Here is a 26,544-nt window from a genome sequence, read left to right on the forward strand (position 1 = left end):
CATATGTCCCGTCGTCCAGCCCGTGCGGTTATCGCAGCCGCCACCGCCCTGTCTTTAACTACCGCAACTGTCCAGCCCGCTGACGCGGCACCCGCACCGCTGGAGATCGGCACCCTGCCCCAGCAGGATGTCGTTACTAATGGCGTGAAAGTGCCTATGCCAGCGGCGCTGTTCGCTGTCGCCGGAATCGCTGTAGCCCTTGGTGGGCTGAGCGCGTTCATCGTGCAGGCAATCATCAATGCGGCAGCGGGGCAGAAGGACGGGTCTGCACCCGGTGGTTCTTCCCGCAAACCGGGGGATGAGAAGCCTCACGCTGAGTACCTGAGTCGCTTTGACTTCAGCGAAGTGAACGGCGACAAGAAGATCGGCGGGCTCAGCGGCATCGAGCTCGTCGACCAGGACCGCTACATTGCCATCTCGGACGACAAGAAGGAGCACGGTCCGATTCGTGCGTACTACTTCAAGACGGCTGACGGTGGAAAGACCTTCACCCAAGATGGAGAGGTCAGGTTCACGCAGGCGGACGGGAGCGTGTACTCCGATTACCTCGACCCCGAGGAAATCCGCTTGCTGCCGAACGGAAACTACCTGTGGACCACCGAAGGCTCATCCGACAAGGGCACGTTCATCACCCCACAGATCATTGAGTCCACGCCGGATGGGAAGGAAGTCCGGCGCATCGACGCTCCAGGGCACCACGCTCCCGATGAAAAGGGAACAAAGGGTGTGCACAACAACAAGGGTCCAGAGGCGATGGCGGTTCTCGCTGATGGGAAGACGATGATCACCATTAACGAGGATGCTCTCGCCCAAGACGGACCGGAGAACTCTGACACGCACAGTTCCCTGGCCCGCATCACGGTGTACGATCTGAACTCCGGTAAAGCCGTCAAAGAGCACGCAGTTCGTGTGAGCCCGGGCCGCGGGGTGACGTCTTTGCTTGCCGACGACAACGGCAACCTGTTCATGCTCGAGCGCGGATTCAACGAAGCCACCAAGACGAACATGGCGCAGATCTACACGCTGAACCTCGAGGGCGCAGATGATGTGCTGGGCACCGAAGCACTCACCGGCTTGGAGAAGACCGCGTCCAAGACCCTCGTTTTCGACTTTGACAAGCACAAGCCCCACCCCGACAACGTCGAGGGCCTCGCCTGGGGGCCGAAGAACGCGGCTGCGAACGGTGGCCGCTCGATGGTGGTCGTCACCGACGACAACTTCAACGATTCCCAGTCGACGCTAATGCACCTGCTTGCCGTGCGCTAACACGTGCTTCCACGGTGGCTGTGCGAGCAAAGTGGGGCAAGCTGTGCTCTCCCGCGTCATGCCCGGCATGCACGGAATTCACATCGAATGTGGAGAAAGATCTCAACCCGATCACTACCGGGCTGGGCACGTTTCAGTAAGAATGGTTGAGTCTGTATGCCGGTTCGATGAGAACACCGGTGGACTCTTGATAGGGGATGTGCCCCGCACGACAGATGTGTACTTGCCAGGGAGACTTTGATGACCGCGACACTCACCGCCAGCGACGTTCGACGAGATGTTCAATCGGGGCCGACAACTACTGAAATACTGCGCGGATGCAATCTTGAACTGCACGGTGGCGGCCTCACCGCGATAGTTGGGCACTCGGGATCCGGAAAATCGTCGTTGCTCATGTGCCTGAGCGGTCTCGACGAACCATCGTCAGGCTTTGTCAGTATTAACGGGCAGGACATTTACCGCCAGTCCGCGAGCGACCGGGCCCGGATGCTGCGTACGAGCATCGGGTTCGTCTTCCAGCAGTACAATCTCGTTCCCTTTCTCTCCGTTGAAGAGAACATCACGCTTCCTTTTCGCCTGAACCGGGAGAACGTTCCCCGCCGCGTAGTCAACGGCTTGATAGAGGCATTCCATCTAGGCGCGCGGCGCGACGCGCCGGCCCGGACGTTGTCCGGCGGCGAGCAACAAAGGACCGCGCTGTGCCGGGCGCTAGCGCGACGGCCAGACATCGTCTTCGCGGATGAGCCGACAGGCGCGTTGGATTCGCAGAGCACTGGAATCGTGCTGAACACCCTCCGACGCATGGCGGACGAGGGACAGATGATCGTCATGGTCACCCACGATCTGGAGGCTGCGGCAATGGCAGACAACGTCATTGTCATGCACGACGGTCAGGTGGCTGGGGCAGTTGGGAGGACGACCAGCCAGGAGCTACTGACTATCATCTCGAGCCTCGGGGAGTAACCAGATGCAGCGCTATGTTCTGAAGATGTTTGCCGACGGATGGCGTGAATGGACGCCAGCCATGGCCGTGGTCGGCGTGATCTCCACGATGATTGGGCTGTGCGTGCACCAGTACGCCTGGACTATGACCCCGCAGTTCCGTGACGCGGTGGCTGCCGCAGGCGCCCCACTAGCCGAGTATCAAATCCTTTCCATCACCATTTACGTCGTGATCGCGCTGGTGTCGTGGGTCGCTCTGACAGTTGTGGGGAAAGCGAGCGTTCACGCTTCCCGGCATACCCACGCGCTATGGCTTTTGCTCGGGGCATCACCGCGGGCAGTGTTTCTGTCCACGCTGTACATTTTGCTGATCGTGAGTTTCTGCGGAGCCATGATGGGGGCGATCGCCTCGACATTTTTAGGTTTCTGGGTGCTCCCTGCATTCGATGGCGCGGTGTCCCCCGCAGTAGATATGCCGAGGTTCACTGTCGCGCTGTGGGCTCCGCTCGTGGTCGTCGTCATCAGTGTCGCTACGGCCATCGTGGGTGGTGTGGTGCCTGCGTACCGGGCGTCCCGCATCCAACCCGGTGTCGCTTTGCGTACGGTCCAGCAACCGGACCACAAATCCACATCGTCGGTGCTGCGGATCGTCAGCGGTTCGTTCTTTCTCCTGATTGCTGTGGCGCTCGTCGCGGCCTCGAAACTGGACCAGCAGCTCGCTTCTGCGGGGCTAGCCCCAATCATCAACCTCGCCTTCAACGCAGGTGCCAGCGCCTTGATCGGCGTTTACCTGATGTGCCCAGAGATAGTGGGATTCCTCTTTCGAGTTCTGCACAAAGTTTTTGATGTTACTGACCTGGTCGTTTCGGCACTGGGTACCCGTGCAGCAGCAGCACGGTCGCGCATGAACGTGACCACAATCGCGCCGTTGGCTGCAGGTCTTGGCGGAGTCGGGCTGCTGTTGTGCGCATTGGGTTCGGTTGGAGCAGTCGTCCAGATCCTCGAACCGGGGGCGGAAATCAACATGACCGATACTTGGATCATTATCGCCGTCGTGATTGTGTCGATGTTCGCTACCAGCGCCGCCGTTGTCGCACTGTCCGCGCGCGGACGCGGTCATGAAGTTGCTCTCCTACAATCTGCCGGAATGTCTCCGCGGCAGGTGATCGCGCTGATCGGGGCGGAGAGTTTCGCGATGTCGCTTGCAGCGACATTGGTCGCAGCTGTCCCAGTGGTTGTGGGTGGCGTGGTCTGTGCCTTCGCAACCGCGACTGCTCTCAATGGACCACCGGTTGTCGAGTGGCCATTCAAGATGATGTCGCTTGGCATGCTCGGGGCGTGGTTATTGCTGTTCCTCATCTTGGCCATCCCCACGATCGGACCGCTCCGCAACGGGCCGAGCGCGCAACTCCGGGGCGAGGGAGTCTGAACCGGGAGAGTAGTCCCCAGATCACCGAGCCCGCCCGGGTAGCTAGGACGCTCACCGCATCGACACCTGCTGTTCGTCGCGGGTGTCAGAGAATATGAGGAAGTTCACGCCTGTGCTGCCTTGGTCGTGGTGGTGGTTCATTTCTCCAGCCACTCTGGACAACCATTGCGGCAGCGCGATGGGGAGAAGCCCAAGCAATATCCCAGTCGTATGTGCGGATAATCCAGCTCCGCGTCCTCGACGATGTGGAGGTTGCCGATCACCATGAAAACATAGCTGAACGGTTCAACGACCACATCGAAGGTCCGTGCAGGTTCCCTCACGAGGGAAAGTGTTTAGTTGGTGAGCCCAGAGCTGTTCATGACATCGCGCAGGACCTTAGCGGAGTGAGCGAACTGCTCGGACTCGCGCTCGTCGAGGGAGAGCTCGACGATGTCCTGGATGCCGTTGCGGTTGATCACGGCCGGGGTGCCGATGTAGATGTCTTCTTCGCCGTACTGTCCCTCGAGCAGGGCGCTGACTGGCAGGACGACATCCTCGTTCTTGAGTACAGCGCGGGTGATGCGGGCGAGACCGCCACCGATGCCGTAGCTGGTGGAGCCCTTCGCGCGGATGATGTCGTAGGCCGCGTCGCGGGTCTTGACGAAGATCTCCTCCATCTTGTTGGAGGTGTTCGGGTCGGTCGACGCCATCTTTTCCAGGCGGGTGGTCAGCGGGATGCCTGCTGCGGAAGCGGAAGAGACGACAGCCAGCTCCGTGTCGCCGTGCTCGCCGATGACGTAGGCGTGGACGGAGGAAGCGCTGATGCCGAAGTACTCGCCGAGAGCGAAGCGGTAGCGTGCGGTGTCCAGCACGGTGCCGGAGCCGATGATGCGGTTGGACGGCAGGCCGGAGAACTTCCAGGTCGCGTACGCGAGGACATCGACCGGGTTGGTGGCCACGACGAAGATGCCGTTGAAGCCGTGGTCCATGACCTCGTCGACGATGGACTTGAAGATCTTCACGTTGCGGCCGACGAGCTCGAGGCGGGTCTCGCCGTCGCGCTGGGCGACGCCCGCGCAGTTGACCACGACAGCGGCGTCGCGGCAATCCTCGTAGGTGCCCTGGGTGACGCGGGTGTTGTGTCCGGACCACGGCACAGCGTGGTTGAGGTCAGCGACCTCGCCCCAGACTTTCTCTTCATTCAGGTCGATGATGGCGAGGTGGTCGCACAGGCCCTGGTTGACGATGGCCGTGGCGTAGGCCATTCCGACGTCGCCGGCACCGATCAGAACGACCTTGTTGCCGGGGGTGGGGTTGTTGGTGTCGACGTCGACCTTGCGCGATGCGTTCGGATGGATCATTGATGCTCCTTCGCTCGTTGTCGCTGCTGTGCAAAAGCAGTTGGCAGCCTTAGTTCCCGACCCTAGTCCCGGCTACAAAATCGTGCCGGGGACGAAGTTATCCACAGGGCGGTGTTCGACAGCGGGCGACGTGGGTGCATGCGCGCGATAGAACCAGTGGCGTACCTTCCATACAACAAAACCAAGGGGGACATTATGGGTACGACGAATATCGACAAGATTAAAGAACGCGTGCAAAAGCTGCTTAACCAGGCAGCGGACCGGGCCGGGACGGCCGAGGGGGAGGTGTTTTACCAGAAGGCTTTCGACCTCATGGCGGCGTACGGTTTCGAGGAACGCGACCTGAAAAACCCGTCGGACGGCGACGAGGTGACTATGCGCACATTCGCTCTCGGCGGCTCCTACACCGATATGCAGGCGTCGCTTTTGCTCAATCTCTGCAACACGTTGCACTGCATGGCGTACATGGAAAGCGCCCGGCGCTCCCGCAAAGTCTCCACCGTCACCGCCTTCGGTCTGCGCCGCCACCTGGAGCGGGTGGACATGCTCTACGGCGTGCTCAACCCGCAGATGGCCGCCGGCGCGCAGCAGATCAGCGGTAACCGCGCATTCGGTGTCGCCACCGTTGTTGCGCGGCGCTCCTACATGGGCAGGTTCATCAGCGTTATCGCCGACCGCCTGCAGGCGGCTGAGGGAACTGTCGCGGCAGGGAAGGGGGAATACGCCCTCGCGCTGATGGACGACCGCGATAAGGCCAGTGATGCCATGAATGAGTTCGCCGCGCAGCACGGTATCGAGTTCACCAACCGCTCCTCCCGGGCGACGGTGGATGCCGGCGCCTTCTTCCAGGGCGCCAGCGCCGGGAAGACCAGCGACCTCGGGCAGACGCGCGTGCGTGCGCGACCGGCGTTGCCCTGCTAGCGCGAGGACCGTACGGTCAACGCTAGCACCGCGGCGACTATGCAGGCGATGGCGCAGGCCTGGTAGAGGCCGGGGTAGCCGCCCAGATACCGCAGGCCGGCAGCAGCGAGCAGGCCTGCGATCATGTTCACGGAGCCCTCCGCCAGGGTCATGATGGACACGTCGCGGGCGCGGTTAACCTTCGAGGGCAAGGATTCGTTGAACATAGCTTGCTCAACGGCGGTGAACATGCCCCACGACACGCCGAGCAGAACGGCGGCGGCGACGACGAATCCGAGGGTGCTCACGAAGGTCATCATTTGGGGCCCGGCGGCCATCACTAAGGCGGCGACGATGAAGAAGACCTTGCGGCGCTCAAGCTTGTCGGACAGCGACCCGCCAACAGCGGCGGCGGCCATGGTCACGGCGACGAAGACGGCGGTGAGAATCAGCACCAGGTGTCGGGGTCGTTCACGCCTATGTGATCGCGCAGGTAGTAGAGCAGGTAAAACAGCGCCGTGTACTGGGTAGTGTGCATGACAAAGCGGGTCAGGAAGACTGTCCAGTAGTTACGGTAAGCGATAAGCGGCAGCTTCTCTGTGTTTCCGGTGTCGCCGCCGAGGACGATCGCGCCGAACCGCGGCATCGACCTGGCCACCGCCCGGGCGGACCGCGGGGTGAGCGAGGTGTCGATCCAGCCAATTGACGGCCAGCTGTCGGAGAATCAGGCCGAGGCCATGCGCGCAATCGTGTCCTCCCGCTATCGGGCCTCAGTCGTCGTGGCACCTGCTGGAGCCGGAAAAACGTCATCCCTGAAGGCGGCTCGGAGGGCGTGGGAGCGGGCGGGCAAGACCGTCGTCGGGCTCGCGTCGCGCACTGCTCGGCCACCATCGCGCGCGCCTTGATCGGCACCGAGGATCTCGACCCAACTGCTGTGGCCGCCCGGTTGGGCTGGGATCAGAACACCGTGGTGGTCGTCGATGAGGCCGGGATGGTCGCCACCCCGGATGCGGTGCACCTGTTGGAGATAGCTGAGGCGGCGGATGCCCGGGTCGTCTTCGTCGGGGATCCGTACCAGTACTCGGCGGTCAAGGCCCGGTCCGGGATGCTGGCCACCCTGGCCTATGAGCTGCCCGATACCACCGAGCACACCGAGGTCTTTAGACAAAAGGATACGCAGGAACGCCTAGCCTCCCAGCAGCTGCGCAATGGTGATGAGACGGATACCAAGCGCGCGGCGGACTGGTACGCGAAGCAGGGCCGCCTGCATGCCGGCTCCACCTCGGCGATGCTCGTCGATGCCCTGGACGGATAGGTGACGGATGTGGAGAACGGGCGGGATTCCCTCCTGGTGGCCGCCACCCGGGAGGATGTGGATGTACTTAACGAGATGGCCCAGCCCTGATACCTGGAAACCCACGGCCATGACCTCACCGGCCCCACCACCCGACTGGCGGGCAAGTCGAAGGCCCATGTCGGTGATGTGATCCTCACCCGCCGCAACGACTACCAACTGACCACCACTGCTGGGGATGTGGTGCGCAACGGGCAGCGCGGGAAGGTCGAACAGATCCACCACGATGGCAGCCTGAGCGCCCGCCGACTCGACGAGACCGGCGCCTCGGTGACGTTGCCCGCGGGGTATCTGCGCGAGCACGTCCAACTCGGTTATGCCTCCACCGGGCACGCGGCCCAGGGGGCCACCGTCGATGTCTGCCGGGTCGTGGCCGGGGTCGGGCAGGTCGACCGGGCCGGGGTCTATGTACCCATGACCCGCGGCAGGGTGGAAAACCACCTGTACCTGAGGGAAAACCGCTCGGAGATCCGGAGGCCGCACATTTCCACGTGCTCGCCGAGGAACGCTGCGAGACGTCCGAGTACGCCCGTGACCTGCTCATCCAGGCCGTGTGGCAGGACCGGGCGGATCGTTCCCCGCACCAGGTGTGGCGGGCCGCGAAACAGGACTTCGACCTGGCCACCTTGTCCAGTAACCAGCACACCGATGCCAACCCGTTTATGGGCACCCGGATGGCGGAGGTCATGGCTGAGCGGCAGGCAAAACGCCGCGAGCGGTTCGAGAACTACTACCGTGCCCGGGCCGGTGGGCGGAAGCTGCCGACTCATCAGCCGGTGATCTCGCAGACGCCGGGGCGGTTCGTGGGGGAGTCCCTGGCCACCCGCCCACTGGCCGATGTCTCTAATGACCTGCGGGGCCGGATGCTCACCGACCCGCAGGCCCTCCGGGACGAGTACCAGGATGCGCAGGGACGCTACCGGGAGCTCGCCGCACAGGAGACCCGCCCGGCAGGCCACCGAGGATCTTCCCGCCGCCCAGCAGCACCTGACGGAGCTGAGCACCCGAATGGGCTCGGTCGGCAGGCAGGTTCGGCAGGCCCGGGATGCGGTGGCCGAGGAAGACAATCGGTCGGTGTTCGGGAAACTGTTCCGAGGTGGAAAAACCCGCCAGGCCCGCGAGCAGCTCACCGAGGTCGAGAATGTCTTCTCTCAGATCTCCGCAGAGGTTGAGGAGGCCCGCCAGACGGTACGCAGCCTGGACGAGGTGCTGCGGACCCGCCCGGTGGCAGAGGATCTCGACCAGGCCCACCGGACCGCCACGCGCCTTGAACAGGCTGTCACCGCGCTGGATGACCCAGCGGGAATCCAGGCGGAAGCCACGTGGCGGGCCGAGGCTCCTGCAGAAGCAGTCCGGTTCGACCAGACCCGCCGACAAACGGCCGCACAGCCGGTGGCCAGGGACCTGATCGAGGGCACCATGGGCCAGATCTACGACTCGATCCGCCAGGCCAGCACCTCCACCCAGGACCAGGAGTCCTCGATATACCTGGGGCACGAACCCCACTCGTACTCGCCAGGCCTCGGCACCGAGCGGGGCTTTGACCTTTAGGAAAGGGGCTGCCGCGCCACCCACTTCGTGGCTGGCTTGCCCCGAAACGTTGGACTTCCGGTGGCGTCTATTCGGCCTAGGAGACCGCTATCGCAAAGGGCAGGATCGTAGGAGTCCACTGGAGCGATGGTAGATATACGCACGATGACTGGCATCTTTTCGCGAGATGGGATCGTTTAAAGCTGCTTTTAGGGGGTTCTGCTCTGGTCCCCCCTGAATAACCCGCTTCTGGTTTGCTCTAAGAGGGTTAGCCAGATGTTTTAAGCTCCTCGACCTCCGCGATGATTTCCATGACTGTCTGGTAACGGTCAGTCACCGGATAGGTGATGCATTTATGGACAATGCGCTGCACGTCCTCGTTTGAAACCTTTAGATCTTCACGCCCCGTAAAAATGTATGCAAGCACGTAGCCAGCTGCATAGATCTCATTAACTACCGTGTAGTCACGGAAACTTTGCAAAGTGGGGTCGATGATAGTGCCGCGCATTTCTGTATGGGTGCGCGTGAACTGCGACGACTGTTCTTTCATTAGACCGAAGTCCGAGAGCTTCACCAGTACAGCACTGCTGTTGTAGACCTTAAGAAGAATATTCTGAAGGCTGATATCTCGATGCAGAATTCCTTCGCGGTGAATATAGTTGAGCCCGTACAAGAACTGCAGCGCAATGCTCCGACGAGAGCCAAACGAAAGCGTGTTATTGCGCCGCTTGATGTACTCACGGAGAGTGTCATCGCAGTACTCCATGCGGTACTCATTCTTTTCCTCGTTGTAAGAGTAAACCTCCACGATGTAGGGAAAGCTCAGCTCTTTCATGACATCAAACTCACGTTTGAATCGTTCAAGCTCGCGATCCTCGATGCCCTTCTTGGCTCGTTTCAGGGCGAATGTGGTGCCATAATCAGGATCCACGTAGGAGTAGACAATTGCATAGGAACCTTCCCCCACCATCTTCAGCTGCGGGGTGAGGTTGGACTTCGCAAGAACAGTAGACTCTCCCTGGGTGAAAACAGGCTGATACCTGATAACTTCGAGCGGACTGAAATCTTCAGGAATTGAGCTTCCTCCGCTCGGAGAAAGCCATTCCTCACAGGCCTCCATTGCCTTCTCATATTTCTCATCAAGTTCCACCTCAACACCAACCCGTTTGAGGTCATGCAGCGCCTGGCGAATCTCGGCAATGAGGGATATCAAGTCCCTACTGTTTTCTGCCCAGAAATGAGATGTGGTCCGGGCCCGGTCATTAATGGTGCTGAAGTGCTCGTTAAGAGACTGATGGAGCACCGCAAACATATGCCCCAACTGCTCATCCGGGTAGAGGCGAATAAAGGCGGATGCAACGGCTGTGGGGGCGTATTTTTCTTGAAAGTCCTTCAACGCCATCTCTTTGGGATCAATGAAAAAATGCGCCATTCTTCTATCCTCTTCTTCCGTCCGCCTTTCCAATATTGAATCTAATCGCTTACTCGAGCCGTTAATCTTCCACTCAGCAGTGGTCCGATCCAACCGCAGCGGAAAAGTTCAACGTACTCGTACCCGGTATCTTCGAACATTAGTTTGAAAACAGGATAGGCGTTGTTGCTTACCGTCAAATATTTGAAGAATCTTTATATGGGCTAGCTGACTGCCCACACCGGCTCTATTGAGCTGTAAGTTGACATACATGGCTGCGAGGGCCATAATGTAACCATTGTTCCCCGCCGTCTCCGGATTGGCGGGGTTTTTAAGCGTAGGAGGTAGCGTGCTCCGCTCCGTCGTGGTTATGGACTATCAGAACGTTCACCTCACGGCTCGTGATCTGTTCGATCCAGCTGGGGAAACATACAACTCTTTGATTCATCCCATGAAGTTTGCTGAAGCGGCAATCAGGCAACGCAATCAGAAACAACGCCCTGGATACCCTCACGCAGAATTAGTGAAAGTTATTGCGTTTCGGGGTTTACCTCATGTCGACTATGACTGGGAGCAAAACCGTCGGTGCCTCGATCAGGCCACCCAGTGGAGAAAAGATGGCGCAGAGGTCAGATTGCGTGACTTAAAGTACCAGTTTAAAAGAGATGGTTCCGGCTCCGCCATCAAAGACGTCTATGGGAAGAAGATGCCTAAGGGAAAGCCGCAGGAGAAAGGTGTAGATGTTCTCTGCGCTCTGGAGTGCTTCAGCCAGGCAATCGATCCTGAAGTAGATTTGGTTCTCCTGGCCTCCCGGGACACGGATCTCGTTCCCGTTCTAGATAGGGTCTTTGACCTGCACAAAGAAGATAAAAAAGTGGCATCGATAGAAACCCTCTCCTGGTATAATTATCAGGCAAAAAAAAGAGGGAAAATACCCCGGAAGTCATTTACGAGCCTCCGACGGGCGTAGAATCTGGAACACTAACCTCGACGCTACGATTTACCATGCTGCGCTGGATCGTAATGACTACCGGTAGTTAGGGCTCTGAAGCGCGCGTATTTTACTTACCCAGCGATTTAATCTTTCCCCGAATATGCGATACAGCTTGGGTTTCTTTGACCTGTTGGGAAATGTTTTCCAGCATGTCTGCCATTTTGGAAAGCCAGCGCGCAGCCCTAGGGAATCGCTTGCACGTCTGCTCATCATGCAGGGTTAGTCACCTCTGGATAGAGCTCGGTAGAGAGTAGCTAGACCGATGCCGAGGTCTTTGGCGATAGTGACTTTCGATTCGCCGGCTTCCACTCGCTTGCGGGCTTTCTCCACGTCTTCGGGGGTTAAGGCGCGTCTGCGCCCTTTGTACTTTCCGGCCTTTTTGCCAGTGCACTGCCCTCAGCCTGGCGCTCGCGAATAATCGAGCGCTCAAACTCGGCGAACGAGCCCAATACCCCGAGCATCAGGGTGGCCCGCGGGTCGGTGGAGTCTTTCGAGAAGGTCAGGTGCTCCTTCACGAAGCGCACGGAGGCACCTTGGGCGGTGATTTGGTCGATGATGCCACGCAGATCCACCAGGGAGCGGGCCAAACGGTCGATGGAGGCAACCTGCAGTGTGTCGCCGTGGCGCAGGTAGGCGAGGCAGTCGTCGAGTCCGGGGCGATTGTCGCGGGACCGGGCGGAGATCTCATCCCCGAACTCCCGGTCCACCGCCCCGACCATCTCGCGTTGGCGGGCCAGGTTCTGGTCCACGCTCGAGACACGGATATACGACACCCGCTGCCGCACCCCTACCACCGGCACTGACGAAGCCGGCGGATCCTGGACTACAGGCGATGAGGCCTCCGATGCTGTTTCTTCTCAGTCGTCGTCCTGGGCCTCCGTTCCCTCGGGCTCGGCACTTCTGTACCAGGTCGGGGGTTCCCAGCCGTAGGAGGCGACGCCGTCGAAGAGGATGGACGTGGTGGAGATGTCCTCGAGCTCGGACCAGGTGTTGCCCCCGAGGTAGACCCGGGCTTTGGTGATGGTCGCCTACACCCGCTGGACCTCCAGCCGAGCCTGCGACTCACCCAGGCTGGTGAGGTAGGTGGCGTGCTTGGGGTTATGCGAGTGCTGCTCGAAGCGCTTCCCGCCGTCATCGAGGACCCGGTCGGTGTCGACCTGCTCGTCCTCCACTGCCCAGGATCGGCCATGGTTTGCGGAGCGTCGGATCCGGGTGTTGTTCTTGCCTAGGCGGATGATCCGTAGCCGATCCTCCGACCGCCCATGCTCATCGAGTAGTGTGCCGACCCTCGCCATCCCCACCCTTTCTGTCTCGTTGAGGCCATTGTCTTCAATGAGATCAGAATGAATGGTTTCAGAATGAATGGTTAAGGCTTGGTGAGACAGGGGAAACTTTGAATCTGAGCCTGTCTCACTGGGTATACCTCAACGAATCGGTCAATAAAGGTAGGCCAAGTCCTGATAAATGACCGCACCTCTTCTTTCCTGAGTTGGGTGGGCTGAGCTCGCTTAACGCCGCGGTAACGGTAGTTTCCCCCCGGTTGCTAGTCCGCCAATGGCTAATACGGCAAAGCCTGCCGCAGTCAGTAGTACCTCTTTCTTGTTTTTAATCACCTCAAGGTTGAATTGCTTGTTGTTGACATCGTGGTTCATCAGTCGCTCGTCCACCCGCTCCAGGCGGTCGCGCGCGTCTCGGCGTTCTTCTTCAGTGGCCTCGGGGTCTACTGCCATAGCCGCCCAGATTTTTTGGCTCTGCCTCAGGTGTTCATAAACGCTCGCGGAGCTCTGGTCGTTACTGTGCACCGCTTGTTCGTTGGTGTCATCCATTGCGTCGGAGACCTTTGCGAGGAGCTCTGGTGCCGCTGTGAACACCGCTATCTTGCCAGCTTCGGTGAGCTGGCCAGCTTGCATCAATCCGACGAGTTCCATGACCTTCTCGCCGCCCATATTCCGCAGCGACTCAATATTCAGCGCCTGCTTCACGTCATCCAAGTTCTCGATCACCCCGACCTCCTAATTGTCTTTCCATGGATACTATCGCTGATGGGTTTGAGGTGCAGAGAGGGGCGGACAGCATCATGGAAAGTGCCACCACAATGCGACGAACTGAAGCATATAAACATACTTACGCTATTTTTTTACATTGAAACATACGTATGTCCAAGCTTCGCCTTAATTTGTCGCACGACACATATTCATTCGTGAGATGGAGTTTCAATGGCGAAGAAATTGGGCGGAATCCTGGTCGCCGCGGCGCTGGCGGCGACGGGCGTGAACGGCACTGCGGCCGCGGAAGAGACGGACGGTTCCGGCGCAGGGTCGTCGCAGCAGGGGGCCGGGGCACCAGACCCCCTCTGCGGAGGATCCTTTCTACGGCACCGCTGATGTCGCGCCGAGCACTCCGGGCGAGATCCTGAATAAAAAGACGGTGCCGTACTCCAATATCTTGGGCTCGGCCGATTCGGATCTGCGCAATGAGGCCACGAAGATCATGTACACCACGACCGACGCGAACGGTGAGCTCGTTCCCGTGACCGGTTAAATGGTCGAGCCGACCTCGAAGTAGCGGGGCAAGGGTCCGCGCCCCGCGGTGGGCATCGGCCGCGGCACGGTCGGCCAGGGGGACCAATGCGCGCCGTCCCGCAACTGGCCGCTGGATGGGCAGCCGAACCCGATCGAGTCGAAACGCACGGTGAATATGGAAGGCCTCTACGATTTCGCGCTGTCGAAGTACGGGGTGCGCGTCGTGGTAACCGACCTGGTCAGCATGGGCACCGAAGGTGTGCACACGTACATGAACCGACTCGACTAGGCCCACGCGATGCTCGACGCCGGGCGCGCGGTGAAGAACCTGGTGGGGAGGAAAACTTCGGCAGGATCGGCTTCTACGGGCATTCGCAGGGTGGTGGCGCATCCGCGGCGGCAGTGGAGGAGGCGCGCAATTACTACAGCGCCGACGAGCAGTCCACTATCGCCGGGGCCTACGCGTCCGCACCGCCAGCCAACCTCTACGAGGTGGCCCGCAATATCGACGGCTCCGACCTCTCTGGCGCCATCGGTTTCGCCATGAACGGCATGGTTGAACGTTACGACGGATGCGACGAGCTCCTGGACAAATACCTGAGCGAGGACGGAAAGAAGGTCCTGGAGACCTTCAAGAATTCCTGCACCAACGAGATCACCTCCGAGCCATACGCGTACATGACCACCCGCGACTGGACGAAAGACGGGCGCTCGCTCGAGGAAATCCTCAAAGAGCCGGACATGGCGCCAGCCCTGGACAAGATGAAGGAGCAGGAAATCGGCAACAGCTCTCCTGTTGCGCCCGTCATGGTGATCAGCGGGCGCTACGACCGTCAGGTGGAGTACCAGCAGGCCCGCAACCTGGCTATGAAGTATTGCACCATCGATGGCGCCAAGGTGGTCTACCGTGACGACGTCGTGCCTGAAATTGAAGACGGATTGAAGAATCACCTTATACAGGCGCTGAGTGGCCCGACCTTCGGCTTCCGCTTCATGATCGACCGATTCAACGACAAGCTTGCCGGCGACCAGGTGTGCGCGAACTTCAACGGCAACGACGACACCTATGGTTCGGGCGTGGCAATGAGCTCCCCCCTGTCGTCGCTGCCGTTGAGCAGCAAGCTCGTGCCCGACAATGCCCCGGAATCTGGCCCTAGTTCCGGTGTGGACGGCTCCGGTATCCGCTCGCCGGAAGGCATCCTCGCCCGCATCATCATCGCGGTGCTCGGTATCGTTGGGTTCGGCGTCGGGGCGGCGTGGCCGGCCCTGAGCCAGATGCTGAAGTTTTAGAGGACGAAGGGGCACACGGGGCGTCGATAAGCAATTTGTGCTTTCTTCGCCCTGACCTGTATGGTTTAGCAACGGTTCTGCGTGCGCGAGTCGCGTGCGCCAGATCCGCATTGAACGTATACATCCAACTTTGTTGCAGGCCCCCCGCCGAAATGCGGACCGTATGAAGGGTGGCGGCGAGCACCTTCCGTTATTGAGCGGCAGGGAGCGCCCACACTGTTTGAGTCGGAAAACGCGCCGGTCAGGCGTTTTTCTGGCTCGTAGTAGCCCCCGACAGAACACACGGAAAACGCGAGTCCAAAGCGCCCTTGCGGCGCGGAGACCAGGTGGGTCACGGGAACCGCAACGAGAAAGGTAAACGGTCAACCATGACCATGACAGATCCTATTGCGGACATGCTGTCTCGCGTGCGCAACGCTAACAACGCGCACCACGAGACCGTGTCCATGCCCTCCTCGAAGTTGAAGGTCAACATCGCGGAGATCCTCAAGCAGGAGGGCTACATCGCTGACTACACGGTTGAGGAAGAAAAGGTCGGCAAGACCCTGTCCCTCGACCTGAAGTACGGCCCGTCCCGCGAGTCTTCCATCGCTGGCCTGCGCCGTGTGTCCAAGCCTGGTCTGCGCGTCTACGCGAAGTCCGGCGACCTGCCGCAGGTTCTCGGCGGCCTGGGCGTGGCCATCATCTCCACGTCCCAGGGTCTGCTGACGGACCGCCAGGCCCAGGAGAAGGGTGTAGGTGGGGAAGTCCTCGCCTACGTCTGGTAAGGGAGGTTTGTTAAAACATGTCTCGTGTAGGTAACGCACCCATCGCTATCCCCAGCGGCGTCGAAACCAAGATCGACGGCCAGCACGTCGAGGTCAAGGGCCCGAAGGGCACCCTGTCCGTGGACGTTCCGGAGCCGATCACCGCTGCTGTTGAAGACAACCAGATCGTGGTCTCCCGTCCGGACGACCACCGCACCAACCGCTCCCTCCACGGTCTGTCCCGCTCGCTGATCAACAACTGCGTTGTCGGCGTGACCGAGGGTTACAAGATCAACATGGAGATCTTCGGCGTCGGTTACCGCGTGCAGCAGAAGGGCAAGGACCTTGAGTTCTCCCTCGGCTACTCGCACCCGATTCTGATTCAGGCGCCGGAAGGCGTCACCTTCGCTGTCGACGGCAACACCAAGTTCTCTATCGAAGGCATCAACAAGCAGCAGGTTGGCCAGATTGCCGCGAACATCCGCCGCCTCCGTAAGGATGACCCGTACAAGGGTAAGGGCATCCGCTACGAGGGTGAGCAGATTCGCCGCAAGGTCGGAAAGACGGGTAAGTAAACAATGAGCACTGAAGCAAACACTCAGAAGCGCACCCCGGTCGGCCGGGACATTGCTACCCGCCGCCGCGAAGCACGCGTCCGCCGCCACAACCGCATCCGCAAGACCCTGCGTGGCACCCCGGAGACCCCGCGTCTCGTCGTGCACCGCAGCTCCCGCCACATGCACGTCCAGGTCATCGACGACCTGGCAGGCCACACCCTGGTCTCCGCTTCCTCCATGGAAGAGGACGTGCGCGGCGTTGAGGGCGACAAGAAGGCCAAGGCAGCGAAGGTCGGCGAGCTGATCGCCGAGCGTGCCAAGGCAGCTGGCATCGACGAGGTCGTTTTCGACCGCGCCGGTTACAAGTACCACGGCCGCGTCGCAGCGCTTGCAGACGCAGCCCGCGAAGGTGGTTTGAAGTTCTAATGATCACCGCAGCAAAGTTCGCAAACATCAACGGAAGGATCGCGTAATGGCCGAGCGTGAACAGCGTGAAGGCGGAGCATCCGCCGAGGACCAGAACCAGAACGCTGCAGCAGACAACGCTGCAACGGACAACAACGACAACCGCGGTCGCGGCGACCGTAACGGCCGCGGTGACCGTAATGACCGAGGCGACCGCGGTGGCCGCGGCCGCCGTGACGACCGCCGCAACGATCGCGGTGGCCGCGACGACGAGCGCGACAAGTACATCGAGCGCGTCGTGACCATCAACCGTGTGGCCAAGACCGTTAAGGGTGGCCGCAACATGTCCTTCACCGCACTCGTGGTCGTCGGCGACGGCCAGGGCATGGTCGGTGTCGGCTACGGCAAGGCCAAGGAAGTTCCGGCCGCAATTCAGAAGGGTGCTGAAGAGGCTCGCAAGAACTTCTTCCGCGTCCCGATGATCGGCGGCACCATCCCTCACCCGGTCCAGGGCGAGGCCGCAGCGGGCATCGTGATGCTCCGCCCGGCAGCTCCCGGTACCGGTGTCATCGCCGGCGGCGCTGCCCGCCCGGTGCTCGAGTGCGCTGGTGTCCAGGACATCCTGGCCAAGTCCCTCGGTTCCGACAACGCCCTCAACGTGGTTCAGGCCACCGTTGCCGGCCTGAAGGAACTCGTCCGCCCCGAGGAAGTTGCTGCACGCCGCGGCAAGTCCATCGAGGAGGTCGCTCCGGCCCGTATGCTGCGTGCACGCGCAGGACAGGAGGCGTAACCCACCATGGCACTGAAGATCACTTTGAACCACGGTCTCGTCGGTGAGAAGCCGACGACCCGCAAGAACATTGAGGCTCTGGGTCTGCGCAAGATTGGCCACTCCGTGGTCAAGAAGGACAATGACGCTACTCGCGGCATGATCCTCAAGGTGCGCCACCTGGTCACCGTCGAAGAAGTAGCAGGGGAGTAAACATGGCTGAAGTAATCAAGCTCCATGATCTGCGCCCGGCTGAGGGTGCAAACAAGGCGAAGACCCGTGTCGGCCGCGGTGAGGCGTCCAAGGGCAAGACCGCTGGCCGCGGTACCAAGGGCACCAAGGCCCGCAAGCAGGTGTCGGCAGCATTCGAAGGTGGCCAGATGCCGCTTCACATGCGCCTGCCGAAGCTGAAGGGCTTCAAGAACCCGAACAAGGTCATCTACCAGGTTGTCAACGTTTCCGACCTGGCAAAGGCCTTCCCGGAGGGCGGCACCATCATCACCGCTGACATTGCTGACGCTGGCCTGGTTCGCAAGAACCAGCCGGTGAAGGTGCTCGGTGACGGTGAGATCAGCGTCAAGCTGAACATCACCGCCGAGAAGTTCTCCAAGTCCGCGTCGGAGAAGATCACTGCCGCTGGTGGCACCACCACCGAGGCAGTGTCCCGCGCCACGGCTGTCCAGACCGACGCCGCGGCTGATGCCGCTGACGCTCAGGGCGTCAAGGAGTCTGACCCGTTGACGGGCACGGCCTCCATGACAAGGCCGGCAGCAGACGAGGCTGACGAGGAGAACTAACCCCTCGAAAGCTCCACGTCCATCCCCGCGATGACGGATTCATTTCCGCCGTCGTGGGGATTTTTCACGCCGCGGGATCATTGTGGCGCCGAGGTTTTATCGCTCGGTTCGCAGGCAGGGGTGTGCCACGGGCGCGGTGAGAAGCCCACGGAAAAGGCCTTGTACTAGTTGCCGTTTCATGGTTTGTCCGGTGCACCTGCTAGGGTGAACAAGTCAAATATGCCCCGGTGTGTGTGCCGGGTGCGAACCGTACATAACTGTCCGCAATCTTCTCTGGTGCTGCCACGGCCAGAGGAGCCAGGAGGCCACGTGTCAGCCATTGTTCAAGCGTTCAAGGACGCCGATCTACGCAAGAAGATCCTGATCACCATTGCGCTGATTGTTCTGTACCGCATCGGTGCGCAGATCCCCACCCCGGGAGTCGACTACGCGATCATCGCGGAGCGTCTCTCCGCTCTGACGGAGAGCGGAGAGTCGAACATCTTCTCCGTGATCAGCTTGTTCTCGGGGGGCGCGCTGCTGCAGCTATCCATCTTCGCCATCGGCATTATGCCGTACATTACGGCGTCGATCATCACCCAGCTGCTGACAGTGGTCATTCCGCGCTTCGAGGAGCTGAAGAAGGAAGGCCAGGCCGGCCAGACCAAGATGACGCAGTACACGCGTTACCTCACGGTGGCGCTCGCACTGTTGCAGTCTGCCGGCATCGTGGCACTCGCGGACCGTGAGCAGCTCTTGGGTAGCGGCGTTCCGGTGCTGGTGGAGGATCGCACCATTTGGACACTGATCATGATGGTCATTGTGATGACCTCCGGTGCGATCCTGATCATGTGGCTCGGCGAGATCATCACTGAAAAGGGTGTGGGCAACGGTATGTCCCTGCTTATCTTCGCCGGTATCGCCACCCGCCTTCCCACGGACGGTGCGTCCATCTACAGCCAGTCCGGACCGGTCGTGTTCGCAGTGGTCGTCGCGGCTGTGATTCTTCTCGTGGTCGGCATCGTGTTCATCGAGCAGGGCCAGCGCCGCATTCCGGTGCAGTACGCGAAGCGCATGGTGGGCCGCCGCCAGTACGGTGGTACCTCCACTTACCTGCCGCTGAAGGTCAACCAGGCCGGTGTGATCCCGGTGATCTTCGCCTCCTCGCTGATGTATGTCCCGGTTTTGATCACCCAGATTGTCAACTCCGACAAGCCGGTTCCGCCAGACAACTGGTGGATGTCCAACGTTATGGCGTGGTTGCAGAACCCGGGATCCTGGCAGTACATCCTGATCTACTTCACCCTGATCATTTTCTTCGCCTACTTCTACGTGTCTATCCAGTACGACCCGAACGAGCAGGCCGACAACATGAAGAAGTACGGCGGCTTCATCCCGGGCATTCGTCCGGGCCGCCCGACTGCGGAGTACCTGGCATTTGTGATGAATCGTCTGCTCTTCGTTGGCGCCATCTACCTCGGCCTGATCGCCATTCTTCCGAACATCGCTTTGGATCTGGGTGTCGGCGGTAGTGGCAACATGGGCATGTCCGCGTTCGGTGGTACGGCTATCCTGATTATGGTGTCCGTGGCACTGACCACGGTGAAGCAAATTGAATCCCAGCTACTGCAATCCAACTACGAAGGACTGTTGAAATAATGCGTCTCGTTCTCCTTGGCCCTCCCGGTGCCGGCAAAGGTACCCAAGCAGCAATTCTCTCCGAGAAGCTGAACATCCCCCACATCTCCACGGGCGATCTGTTCCGCGCGAACATCGGCGAAGGCACTCCGCTTGGCGTGGAGGCGAAGGAGTACATCGACGCGGGCAAGCTGGTGCCCACTGAGGTCACCGCGCGCATGGTCGAAGAACGTTTGGCCGAGCAGGACGCGGAAAACGGATGGCTTCTCGACGGCTTCCCGCGCACCGTCGAGCAAGCCGAGATCCTCGCGGAGCTACTTGACCGTCAGGGCCAAAAGCTCGACGGTGTGATCAATTACCAGGTGGACGAGGATGTTGTCGTTGAGCGCATGCTCGCCCGCGGGCGCGCCGATGACAACGAGGAGACCATCCGCACCCGTCTGCAGGTCTACCGCGATGAGACCTCTCCGCTGATCGATCACTACGGTGACGCCTTGATCAACATTGATGCGGACGGTGAGGTTGAAGAGGTCAACGCCCGCACTATGGAGCGTCTGGGCCAGTAAATGCTGTTCGGCCGGAAGCGGGCGATCCCGGCGAAAACGCCGGGTGAGCTCGATGCGATGGAGGAGGCCGGCAAGATCGTCGGCATCGCGCTGCAAGAAGTGCGCAAGGCGGCAGTCGCAGGCTCTACCACGCTGGATCTAGACACTGTGGCGGAGCAGGTCATCCGCGACCACGGTGCCATTCCGACGTTCAAGGGATACAACGGTTTTCCTGGATCGATCTGCGCGTCCGTGAACGATGTCGTCGTCCACGGCATCCCGGGGAAGAACATCGTTCTGGCTGACGGCGATCTAGTATCCATTGACTGCGGCGCGACATTCGACGGCTGGGTCGGTGACTCGGCGTGGAGCTTCGGGGTGGGGGAGCTGTCTGCGGACGTCGATAAGCTCAATCGCGCAACCGAGCAGGTACTTGAAGAAGGCCTGCAGGCGATGGTGCCGGGTAACAGGCTTACCGACGTCTCCCACGCGCTCGAGCAAGCCACCCGTCGCGCTGAACAGGCATTCGGTGTTGAATTGGGAATTCTCGCCGGTTACGGCGGCCACGGTATTGGCCGCGCGATGCACGAAGACCCGTACCTGGAGAATGAAGGCCGGCCTGGCCGTGGCCCGCTGATTCAGGCAGGGTCGGTGCTGGCGATTGAACCGATGCTCATTCTGGGGGGTGAGACCGATTCGGTCGTCCTGGAGGATGACTGGACGGTCGTTACCGCTGATGGCTCACCGGCTGCTCACTGGGAGCACACTGTCGCTGCGACTGAAAACGGACCGCGAATTTTGACGCCGCGGACAGGGTAGAACCAGCAAAGTTATTCAACGTGAATACAATTTCGCGTTTATGTATGCGTTTAGTATGTCTAGGCGTTAAGCTTTTAGCATGTTCACTTCTTCCCGTAAACATCGCACTTTCGTCATTGCTGTCAGTACTGCCGTAGCCGTGTCTGCGGCACCCGCCGTTGCCGAGGCGGATGCCGCGTCAGCTCAGAGCTCTGGGGCCCAGATAAGCGCATCGATCGGCCGCGAAGGTTCTTCCAGCAACCTCGATGCCGTTGAAATCTTGGGGGCTGCTCGAGAGTTTGCGCGTGATCAGGCTTCCGCCATTGCCTCCGGCAACCCTGCGGTAGAGGGGCTGCTGCACGGGGCGATCGACAACATTGTTGAATTCATCCACCCGGGCTTGATCGGGGAGCCGGCCGAGGAGAACCCCACGCCAGTTCCACCCGAGCCGGAACGCCCGCTCACGCCTGAAGAGCGTGGTGGCAAGCCGATCTTCCAGATTTCGTGGTAGGCGACAAGCTTAATCACAGCCTTTCTGCGGCTCGCGGACAAGTATCTCTCCGTTGCACTTCACGTAACTAATAGTTTCGGGTTATACTTTCCGCATGCAGAAACCATCCTTCCGTTCCGTGCGGGCCCTTGTGGCCGGTGTAGGTGTAACGGCTGCTCTAGTCGCGGCTCCCGTTCCGGCGCAGGCTCAGCCCGCCCTCCCGCAGGTCAACGTGTCCAGCTCTCCGTTCCTGCAGAATGCGGAAACGGCTCTCCAGGCAGCAGCCATGCAGATCAACCGTGATGCCCGCAACGCGGTGTGGGACACTCGCAATGCGTTGCGTAGCGCGGCCACCACAGTCTCCGGTGGCAACAGGGCACAGGAAAAGAAGCTTCACGACGGCATTGACCGCCTCGTCGATGCCATCGCCCCGGGGCTGATCGCCGAGAAGACCCCGAAGCCAAAACCTGCCCCGGCTCCCGCACCGAAGCCGGCTCCGGCGCCGCGCCCGGCCCCGGCTCCGCAGCCGGGTGGGTGTGCGCCGTCGGCACGCGCGTGCGTTGACCTGAAGAACCAGCGCACGTGGCTGCAGCGCGGCGGTAAGGTCAGCTACGGTCCGGTCCGCATGGGCTCCGGCAAGCCGGGCCATGAGACTCCGAAGGGATTCTTCTACGTCAACCGCAAGGTCAAGGACGAAATCTCTTGGGAGTTCAACAACGCCCCGATGCCGTTTGCTACCTACTTCACTTTCAACGGCATCGCGTTCCACCAGGGCGACCCGTCCATCAAGTCCCATGGTTGTGTCCGAATGCACCGCCAGGACGCGGAGCAATACTTCAACTCCCTGCAGATCGGTGACCAGGTCCACGTTTTCTAAACGCGTACCCGCACCCACGAGCTTGCTCCCCAACCATACGGTTGGGGATTTTGCTTTTATGCAGGTAGAAGGCTAAAGTTGTGCGATGGTGTGGGGCATGATTGCCACCGCACTATGTAGTAATGGTCGAAACGTCAGGTGACCAGCATATTTTCACTGTCACCAGGAAAGCGGAGTGTATGGCTAAAGAAGGCGCAATCGAGGTCGAGGGCCGCATTATCGAGCCCTTGAAGAACGCAATGTTCCGTGTCGAACTGGACAACGGGCACGAAGTTCTCGCCCACATCAGCGGCAAGATGCGCCAGCACTACATCCGCATCCTCCCCGAGGACCGTGTCGTTGTGGAGCTGTCTCCCTACGACCTGGAACGCGGGCGCATCACCTACCGCTACAAGTAAAACGAGAAGCCTCCTTATTCACGGCATGCCCCAAGGTGGGCATGTTTTCTCACCTCCGGCTGCGGTGGCTGGAGCCGCGTGAACCACGACCCAAGTGTCCGGCCGGACCGGACCCAAGCGTCGACTGACGTGGACGAATAGGGAGAAAACCACCGAAACAACCTGAAAGGCACGTCCAACATGGCACGTCTCGCTGGTGTGGACCTTCCGCGCAACAAGCGCATGGAGGTCGCACTGACCTACATTTACGGAATCGGGCCTGCCCGTTCCAAGGAACTGCTCGAAAAGACCGGCATTTCTCCCGACCTGCGCACCGACAACCTGACCGACGATCAGGTCGCAGCTCTTCGTGATGTCATTGAGAACTCGTGGAAGGTTGAGGGTGACCTCCGCCGCGAAGTTCAGGCTGACATCCGCCGCAAGATTGAGATTGGCTCCTACCAGGGCCTGCGCCACCGCCGTGGACTTCCCGTCCGTGGCCAGCGCACCAAGACCAACGCGCGTACCCGCAAGGGACCGAAGAAGACCATCGCAGGAAAGAAGAAGTAATACATGCCTCCGAAGACTCGTTCCACTACGCGTCGCTCTGGTCGCCGCGTAGCCAAGAAGAATGTGGCCGCAGGCCACGCGTACATCAAGTCCACCTTCAACAACACCATCGTGTCCATCACGGACCCGAACGGTGCTGTCATCTCCTGGGCCTCCTCCGGCCACGTCGGTTTCAAGGGCTCCCGTAAGTCCACGCCGTTCGCCGCACAGATGGCCGCAGAGTCCGCGGCCCGCAAGGCAATGGACCACGGCATGAAGAAGGTCGACGTTTTCGTCAAGGGCCCGGGCTCCGGCCGCGAGACCGCAATCCGTTCCATCCAGGCCGCCGGCCTGGAGGTGTCCTCGATCTCCGACGTGACGCCGCAGCCGTTCAACGGCTGCCGTCCGCCGAAGCGTCGTCGCGTTTAACAGGCTGAAAGGAAAAGAGGTAACTACACATGGCTCGTTACACCGGCCCTGCTACCCGTAAGTCCCGTCGCCTCCGCGTCGACCTCGTCGGCGGCGACATGTCCTTCGAGCGTCGCCCCTACCCTCCGGGGCAGGCTGGCCGCGCCCGCATCAAGGAGTCCGAGTACCTGCTCCAGCTGCAGGAGAAGCAGAAGGCACGCTTCACCTACGGTGTCATGGAGAAGCAATTCCGCCGCTACTACGAGGAGGCTAACCGCCTCCCGGGCAAGACCGGCGACAACCTGCTGGTGCTCCTGGAATCCCGTCTGGACAACGTTGTGTACCGTGCTGGTCTGGCGCGCACCCGCCGCCAGGCACGTCAGCTGGTTTCCCACGGCCACTTCACCGTCAACGGTGTGAAGACCAATGTGCCGTCCTACCAGGTGACCCAGTACGACATCATCGACGTCCGCGAAAAGTCCCGTAACATGCTCTGGTTCGAAGACGCCCAGGACAACCTGGTCGACTCCGTTGTCCCGGCCTGGCTGCAGGTCGTTCCGGAGACCCTGCGCATCCTCGTGCACCAGCTGCCCGAGCGCGCTCAGATTGACGTTCCGCTGCAAGAGCAGCTCATCGTCGAGCTTTACTCGAAGTAACCCCCTACCGGCGTCATATAGCGGTCGCCGAAAAAGGAGAAGTTCATGCTCATCTCACAGCGTCCTCAACTCACCGAGGAATACATCGACACCAACCGTTCGAAGTTCGTCATCGAACCGCTCGAGCCCGGTTTCGGCTACACCCTCGGTAACTCTCTGCGCCGTACGCTGCTGTCGTCCATCCCGGGCGCTGCAGTGACGTCCATCAAGATCGAGGGTGTGCTCCACGAGTTCACCACGATCAACGGCGTCAAAGAGAACGTCTCTGAGATCATCCTCAACATCAAGAACCTGGTGCTGTCCTCCGATTCCGATGAACCGGTGGTCATGTACCTGTCCGCACAGGGCCCGACCGACGTCACTGCCGCAGATATTGATCTGCCTGCCGACGTCACCGTGCACAACCCGGACCTGCACATCGCTTCTCTGAACGAGAGCGCACGCCTGGACATGGAGCTCGTTGTCGAGCGTGGCCGCGGTTACGTCCCGGCGATGACCAACTCCGGCGGCGAGATCGGCCGTATCCCGGTCGACCAGATCTACTCGCCTGTGCTGAAGGTGTCCTACAAGGTTGAGGCAACCCGTGTTGAGCAGCGCACTGACTTTGACAAGCTGATCATCGACGTGGAGACCAAGAACTCCATGAGCGCCCGCGACGCCCTGGCGTCCGCTGGCTCCACCTTGGTCGAGCTGTTCGGTCTCGCACGCGAGCTGAACACTGCCGCCGAGGGCATCGAGATCGGCCCGTCTCCGCAGGAGACCGAGTACATCGCTGCATACAACATGCCGATCGAAGACCTGAACTTCTCTGTCCGCTCCTACAACTGCCTGAAGCGCCAGGAGATCCACACTGTCGGTGAGCTTGCTGAATGCACCGAGTCCGACCTGCTGGATATCCGTAACTTCGGCCAGAAGTCCATCAACGAGGTCAAGATCAAGCTGGCTTCCCTGGGCCTGACGCTCAAGGATGCTCCGGAAGACTTCGATCCGACCCAGATTGAGGGCTACGACGCGGAAACCGGCGATTACGTTGACGGCGGCTTGGACGACGCTGAGTAAAGAACTGAGCGCCGCACGCGCACACACTTTTTAATCCACGAGGAGTACAACAATGCCTACCCCGAAGAAGGGCCCGCGTCTCGGCGGCTCGGCTGGGCACCAGAAGCACATTCTGGCCAACCTGGCTAGCCAGCTGTTCGAGCACGGCGCCATCACCACCACCGACGCTAAGGCGAAGGTTCTGCGCCCGTACGCGGAGAAGCTGATCACCAAGGCAAAGTCCGGCACGGTCAACGACCGTCGCGCCGTGGCTGCCGAGATCCCGAACAAGGACGTCGTTACGTACCTGTTCAACGAGCTTGCTCCGAGGTTCGAGAACCGCCCCGGTGGTTACACTCGCACCATCAAGCTGGAGAACCGCAAGGGCGACAACGCCCCAATGTCCCAGATCTCCCTCGTTCTCGAGGAGACTGTCTCTGCTGAGGCGACCCGCGCTACCCGCGCAGCAGCGTCCCGCGAGAAGGCTGCCCAGGAAGCAGCCGCTGGCCAGGATGCAGCCGCACCGGCTGAGGCTGAGGTGACCGAGGTCAACGAGGCTACCGAGGCTGCCGCTACCGCCGCAGCTGAGTCTGAGAACACGACCACTGTCGTCGCTCCGGAGAGCGAAGAGACTGTTGTGAACATTAACGAGGTTGAGACTCAGGCTGACGTGACCGAGGTCGTCGAGGAAGAAGCTGAGGCTGAGGGCGACAAGTAAGCCCGTCATGTAGGGCTATAGGCCCGTTCGTGAAAACCGCCTGTTGAGGAGACGCCTTCTCGACGGGCGGTTTTCTTTTTTAAGGTTTATTTGAGTAGCGCTCTTCTAGTCCCAAGCCGTAGTTCTGGAACCCCCGCGCTGAAGTGTCCTGGGTTTAGTTCCGATCGTTTCTAGAGGAGGATTGGATCATGCCTAGGAAGTTCAGTGACGAGTTCA

General features: G+C 60.5%; 34 protein-coding genes and 2 pseudogenes. 27 read left to right on the forward strand and 9 right to left on the reverse strand.

Features of this window, described 5'->3' with window-relative positions; all coding sequences use genetic code 11:
* Positions 1-3 precede the first annotated feature (3 nt).
* From KBX19_RS05630 to KBX19_RS05640, 3 genes are all read left to right on the forward strand, one after another.
* Positions 4-1,266, forward strand: a complete 1,263-nt coding sequence (locus KBX19_RS05630; protein ID WP_255997840.1) for an esterase-like activity of phytase family protein — start codon at positions 4-6, stop codon at positions 1,264-1,266.
* A gap of 240 nt (positions 1,267-1,506) precedes the next feature.
* Positions 1,507-2,229 (forward strand): ABC transporter ATP-binding protein, encoded by a 723-nt coding sequence (locus KBX19_RS05635; protein WP_255997841.1) that lies wholly within the window; start codon positions 1,507-1,509, stop codon positions 2,227-2,229.
* A gap of 4 nt (positions 2,230-2,233) precedes the next feature.
* Complete coding sequence (locus KBX19_RS05640) at positions 2,234-3,637, forward strand: FtsX-like permease family protein (protein ID WP_255997842.1); 1,404 nt, start codon at positions 2,234-2,236, stop codon at positions 3,635-3,637.
* Positions 3,638-3,972: 335 nt separating this feature from the next.
* Here KBX19_RS05640 and KBX19_RS05645 read toward each other — a convergent pair whose 3' ends face one another.
* Entirely contained in the window at positions 3,973-4,980 is a 1,008-nt protein-coding gene (locus tag KBX19_RS05645) for an L-lactate dehydrogenase (protein WP_255997845.1), read from the reverse strand.
* A gap of 195 nt (positions 4,981-5,175) precedes the next feature.
* Here KBX19_RS05645 and KBX19_RS05650 point away from each other — a divergent pair, with 195 nt between their 5' ends.
* On the forward strand, positions 5,176-5,901 hold the full coding sequence (locus KBX19_RS05650) for a DUF2786 domain-containing protein (protein ID WP_255997846.1): 726 nt from the start codon (positions 5,176-5,178) through the stop codon (positions 5,899-5,901).
* Here the strand turns inward: KBX19_RS05650 and KBX19_RS05655 are convergent.
* Entirely contained in the window at positions 5,898-6,335 is a 438-nt protein-coding gene (locus KBX19_RS05655; protein WP_255997848.1) for an MFS transporter, read from the reverse strand. The two genes, KBX19_RS05650 and KBX19_RS05655, sit on opposite strands and share 4 nt — an antisense overlap.
* Positions 6,329-6,538: a hypothetical protein gene (locus KBX19_RS05660; RefSeq protein WP_255997849.1), complete on the reverse strand. Its 210-nt coding sequence runs from the start codon at positions 6,536-6,538 to the stop codon at positions 6,329-6,331. The genes KBX19_RS05655 and KBX19_RS05660 overlap by 7 nt, the downstream gene beginning before the upstream one ends.
* A gap of 79 nt (positions 6,539-6,617) precedes the next feature.
* On the opposite strand from KBX19_RS05660, the pseudogene KBX19_RS05665 reads away from it, so the two are divergent.
* Positions 6,618-7,195: pseudogene (locus KBX19_RS05665) on the forward strand (AAA family ATPase).
* Positions 7,196-7,638: 443 nt separating this feature from the next.
* Here the strand turns inward: KBX19_RS05665 and KBX19_RS05670 are convergent.
* Entirely contained in the window at positions 7,639-8,004 is a 366-nt protein-coding gene (locus KBX19_RS05670; RefSeq protein WP_255997851.1) for a hypothetical protein, read from the reverse strand.
* Positions 8,005-8,137: 133 nt separating this feature from the next.
* Between KBX19_RS05670 and KBX19_RS05675 the strand changes: the two genes are divergently transcribed.
* Positions 8,138-8,785, forward strand: a complete 648-nt coding sequence (locus KBX19_RS05675; protein ID WP_255997852.1) for a hypothetical protein — start codon at positions 8,138-8,140, stop codon at positions 8,783-8,785.
* Between the two features lie 247 nt (positions 8,786-9,032).
* On the opposite strand, the gene KBX19_RS05680 is transcribed toward KBX19_RS05675, so the two are convergent.
* Entirely contained in the window at positions 9,033-10,196 is a 1,164-nt protein-coding gene (locus KBX19_RS05680; protein ID WP_255997854.1) for a protein kinase family protein, read from the reverse strand.
* Between the two features lie 328 nt (positions 10,197-10,524).
* Here KBX19_RS05680 and KBX19_RS05685 point away from each other — a divergent pair, with 328 nt between their 5' ends.
* Complete coding sequence (locus KBX19_RS05685; RefSeq protein ID WP_255997855.1) at positions 10,525-11,145, forward strand: NYN domain-containing protein; 621 nt, start codon at positions 10,525-10,527, stop codon at positions 11,143-11,145.
* A 243-nt stretch (positions 11,146-11,388) separates the two neighbouring features.
* Here the strand turns inward: KBX19_RS05685 and KBX19_RS05690 are convergent, their stop codons facing one another.
* The 4 genes from KBX19_RS05690 to KBX19_RS05705 form a co-directional block, all read right to left on the reverse strand.
* Positions 11,389-11,499 carry a helix-turn-helix domain-containing protein gene (locus tag KBX19_RS05690; protein WP_370687001.1) on the reverse strand — a complete coding sequence of 37 codons (111 nt, stop codon included), beginning with the start codon at positions 11,497-11,499 and terminating at the stop codon, positions 11,389-11,391.
* A gap of 11 nt (positions 11,500-11,510) precedes the next feature.
* Complete coding sequence (locus KBX19_RS05695) at positions 11,511-11,942, reverse strand: recombinase family protein (RefSeq protein WP_255997856.1); 432 nt, start codon at positions 11,940-11,942, stop codon at positions 11,511-11,513.
* A 255-nt stretch (positions 11,943-12,197) separates the two neighbouring features.
* A complete protein-coding gene (locus KBX19_RS05700) occupies positions 12,198-12,464 on the reverse strand; it encodes a hypothetical protein (protein WP_255997857.1) in 267 nt (88 codons plus the stop codon).
* A 213-nt stretch (positions 12,465-12,677) separates the two neighbouring features.
* Positions 12,678-13,172 (reverse strand): hypothetical protein, encoded by a 495-nt coding sequence (locus KBX19_RS05705; RefSeq protein WP_255997858.1) that lies wholly within the window; start codon positions 13,170-13,172, stop codon positions 12,678-12,680.
* A gap of 213 nt (positions 13,173-13,385) precedes the next feature.
* Between KBX19_RS05705 and KBX19_RS05710 the strand changes: the two genes are divergently transcribed.
* The 20 genes and pseudogenes from KBX19_RS05710 to rplQ all read left to right on the forward strand — a co-directional run bounded on the left by KBX19_RS05710 (position 13,386) and on the right by rplQ (position 26,328).
* Positions 13,386-13,553 (forward strand): hypothetical protein, encoded by a 168-nt coding sequence (locus KBX19_RS05710; RefSeq protein ID WP_255997859.1) that lies wholly within the window; start codon positions 13,386-13,388, stop codon positions 13,551-13,553.
* Between the two features lie 205 nt (positions 13,554-13,758).
* On the forward strand, positions 13,759-13,980 hold the full coding sequence (locus tag KBX19_RS11370; RefSeq protein ID WP_255997869.1) for a hypothetical protein: 222 nt from the start codon (positions 13,759-13,761) through the stop codon (positions 13,978-13,980).
* 113 nt (positions 13,981-14,093) lie between these two features.
* Positions 14,094-14,981 (forward strand): lipase family protein, encoded by an 888-nt coding sequence (locus KBX19_RS05720; RefSeq protein ID WP_370687002.1) that lies wholly within the window; start codon positions 14,094-14,096, stop codon positions 14,979-14,981.
* A gap of 368 nt (positions 14,982-15,349) precedes the next feature.
* A complete protein-coding gene (gene rpsH / locus KBX19_RS05725; RefSeq protein ID WP_005286671.1) occupies positions 15,350-15,748 on the forward strand; it encodes a 30S ribosomal protein S8 in 399 nt (132 codons plus the stop codon).
* 17 nt (positions 15,749-15,765) lie between these two features.
* Positions 15,766-16,302 (forward strand): 50S ribosomal protein L6, encoded by a 537-nt coding sequence (gene rplF / locus KBX19_RS05730; RefSeq protein ID WP_255994423.1) that lies wholly within the window; start codon positions 15,766-15,768, stop codon positions 16,300-16,302.
* Positions 16,303-16,305: 3 nt separating this feature from the next.
* Positions 16,306-16,710 (forward strand): 50S ribosomal protein L18, encoded by a 405-nt coding sequence (gene rplR / locus KBX19_RS05735; RefSeq protein ID WP_005286666.1) that lies wholly within the window; start codon positions 16,306-16,308, stop codon positions 16,708-16,710.
* 46 nt (positions 16,711-16,756) lie between these two features.
* On the forward strand, positions 16,757-17,479 hold the full coding sequence (rpsE, locus tag KBX19_RS05740; protein WP_005286663.1) for a 30S ribosomal protein S5: 723 nt from the start codon (positions 16,757-16,759) through the stop codon (positions 17,477-17,479).
* A gap of 6 nt (positions 17,480-17,485) precedes the next feature.
* Positions 17,486-17,671 carry a 50S ribosomal protein L30 gene (gene rpmD, locus KBX19_RS05745; protein WP_005286661.1) on the forward strand — a complete coding sequence of 62 codons (186 nt, stop codon included), beginning with the start codon at positions 17,486-17,488 and terminating at the stop codon, positions 17,669-17,671.
* 2 nt (positions 17,672-17,673) lie between these two features.
* Positions 17,674-18,117 (forward strand): annotated as a pseudogene (gene rplO, locus KBX19_RS05750) (50S ribosomal protein L15); the annotation flags it as partial.
* A 447-nt stretch (positions 18,118-18,564) separates the two neighbouring features.
* Positions 18,565-19,893 carry a preprotein translocase subunit SecY gene (gene secY, locus KBX19_RS05755; RefSeq protein ID WP_005286656.1) on the forward strand — a complete coding sequence of 443 codons (1,329 nt, stop codon included), beginning with the start codon at positions 18,565-18,567 and terminating at the stop codon, positions 19,891-19,893.
* Complete coding sequence (locus tag KBX19_RS05760) at positions 19,893-20,438, forward strand: adenylate kinase (RefSeq protein WP_005286653.1); 546 nt, start codon at positions 19,893-19,895, stop codon at positions 20,436-20,438. The genes secY and KBX19_RS05760 overlap by 1 nt, the downstream gene beginning before the upstream one ends.
* A complete protein-coding gene (map, locus tag KBX19_RS05765) occupies positions 20,439-21,236 on the forward strand; it encodes a type I methionyl aminopeptidase (RefSeq protein ID WP_005286650.1) in 798 nt (265 codons plus the stop codon).
* A gap of 79 nt (positions 21,237-21,315) precedes the next feature.
* Entirely contained in the window at positions 21,316-21,726 is a 411-nt protein-coding gene (locus tag KBX19_RS05770) for a hypothetical protein (protein WP_005286648.1), read from the forward strand.
* A 94-nt stretch (positions 21,727-21,820) separates the two neighbouring features.
* A complete protein-coding gene (locus tag KBX19_RS05775; RefSeq protein WP_005286645.1) occupies positions 21,821-22,582 on the forward strand; it encodes a L,D-transpeptidase in 762 nt (253 codons plus the stop codon).
* Positions 22,583-22,761: 179 nt separating this feature from the next.
* The gene (infA, locus tag KBX19_RS05780) at positions 22,762-22,980 is read left to right on the forward strand and encodes a translation initiation factor IF-1 (RefSeq protein WP_040423423.1); all 219 of its coding nucleotides are present in this window, start codon (positions 22,762-22,764) and stop codon (positions 22,978-22,980) included.
* A 180-nt stretch (positions 22,981-23,160) separates the two neighbouring features.
* Positions 23,161-23,529 (forward strand): 30S ribosomal protein S13, encoded by a 369-nt coding sequence (gene rpsM / locus KBX19_RS05785; protein ID WP_005286639.1) that lies wholly within the window; start codon positions 23,161-23,163, stop codon positions 23,527-23,529.
* A gap of 3 nt (positions 23,530-23,532) precedes the next feature.
* Entirely contained in the window at positions 23,533-23,937 is a 405-nt protein-coding gene (gene rpsK, locus KBX19_RS05790) for a 30S ribosomal protein S11 (RefSeq protein WP_040423422.1), read from the forward strand.
* 29 nt (positions 23,938-23,966) lie between these two features.
* Positions 23,967-24,572: a 30S ribosomal protein S4 gene (rpsD, locus tag KBX19_RS05795; protein ID WP_005286633.1), complete on the forward strand. Its 606-nt coding sequence runs from the start codon at positions 23,967-23,969 to the stop codon at positions 24,570-24,572.
* Positions 24,573-24,617: 45 nt separating this feature from the next.
* A complete protein-coding gene (locus tag KBX19_RS05800) occupies positions 24,618-25,631 on the forward strand; it encodes a DNA-directed RNA polymerase subunit alpha (RefSeq protein ID WP_005286632.1) in 1,014 nt (337 codons plus the stop codon).
* Between the two features lie 52 nt (positions 25,632-25,683).
* A complete protein-coding gene (gene rplQ / locus KBX19_RS05805) occupies positions 25,684-26,328 on the forward strand; it encodes a 50S ribosomal protein L17 (RefSeq protein ID WP_005286628.1) in 645 nt (214 codons plus the stop codon).
* Positions 26,329-26,544: the final 216 nt, after the last annotated feature.

This window comes from Corynebacterium sp. CCUG 71335 (genome assembly GCF_024454075.1).
GTDB classification, from domain to species: domain Bacteria; phylum Actinomycetota; class Actinomycetes; order Mycobacteriales; family Mycobacteriaceae; genus Corynebacterium; species Corynebacterium genitalium.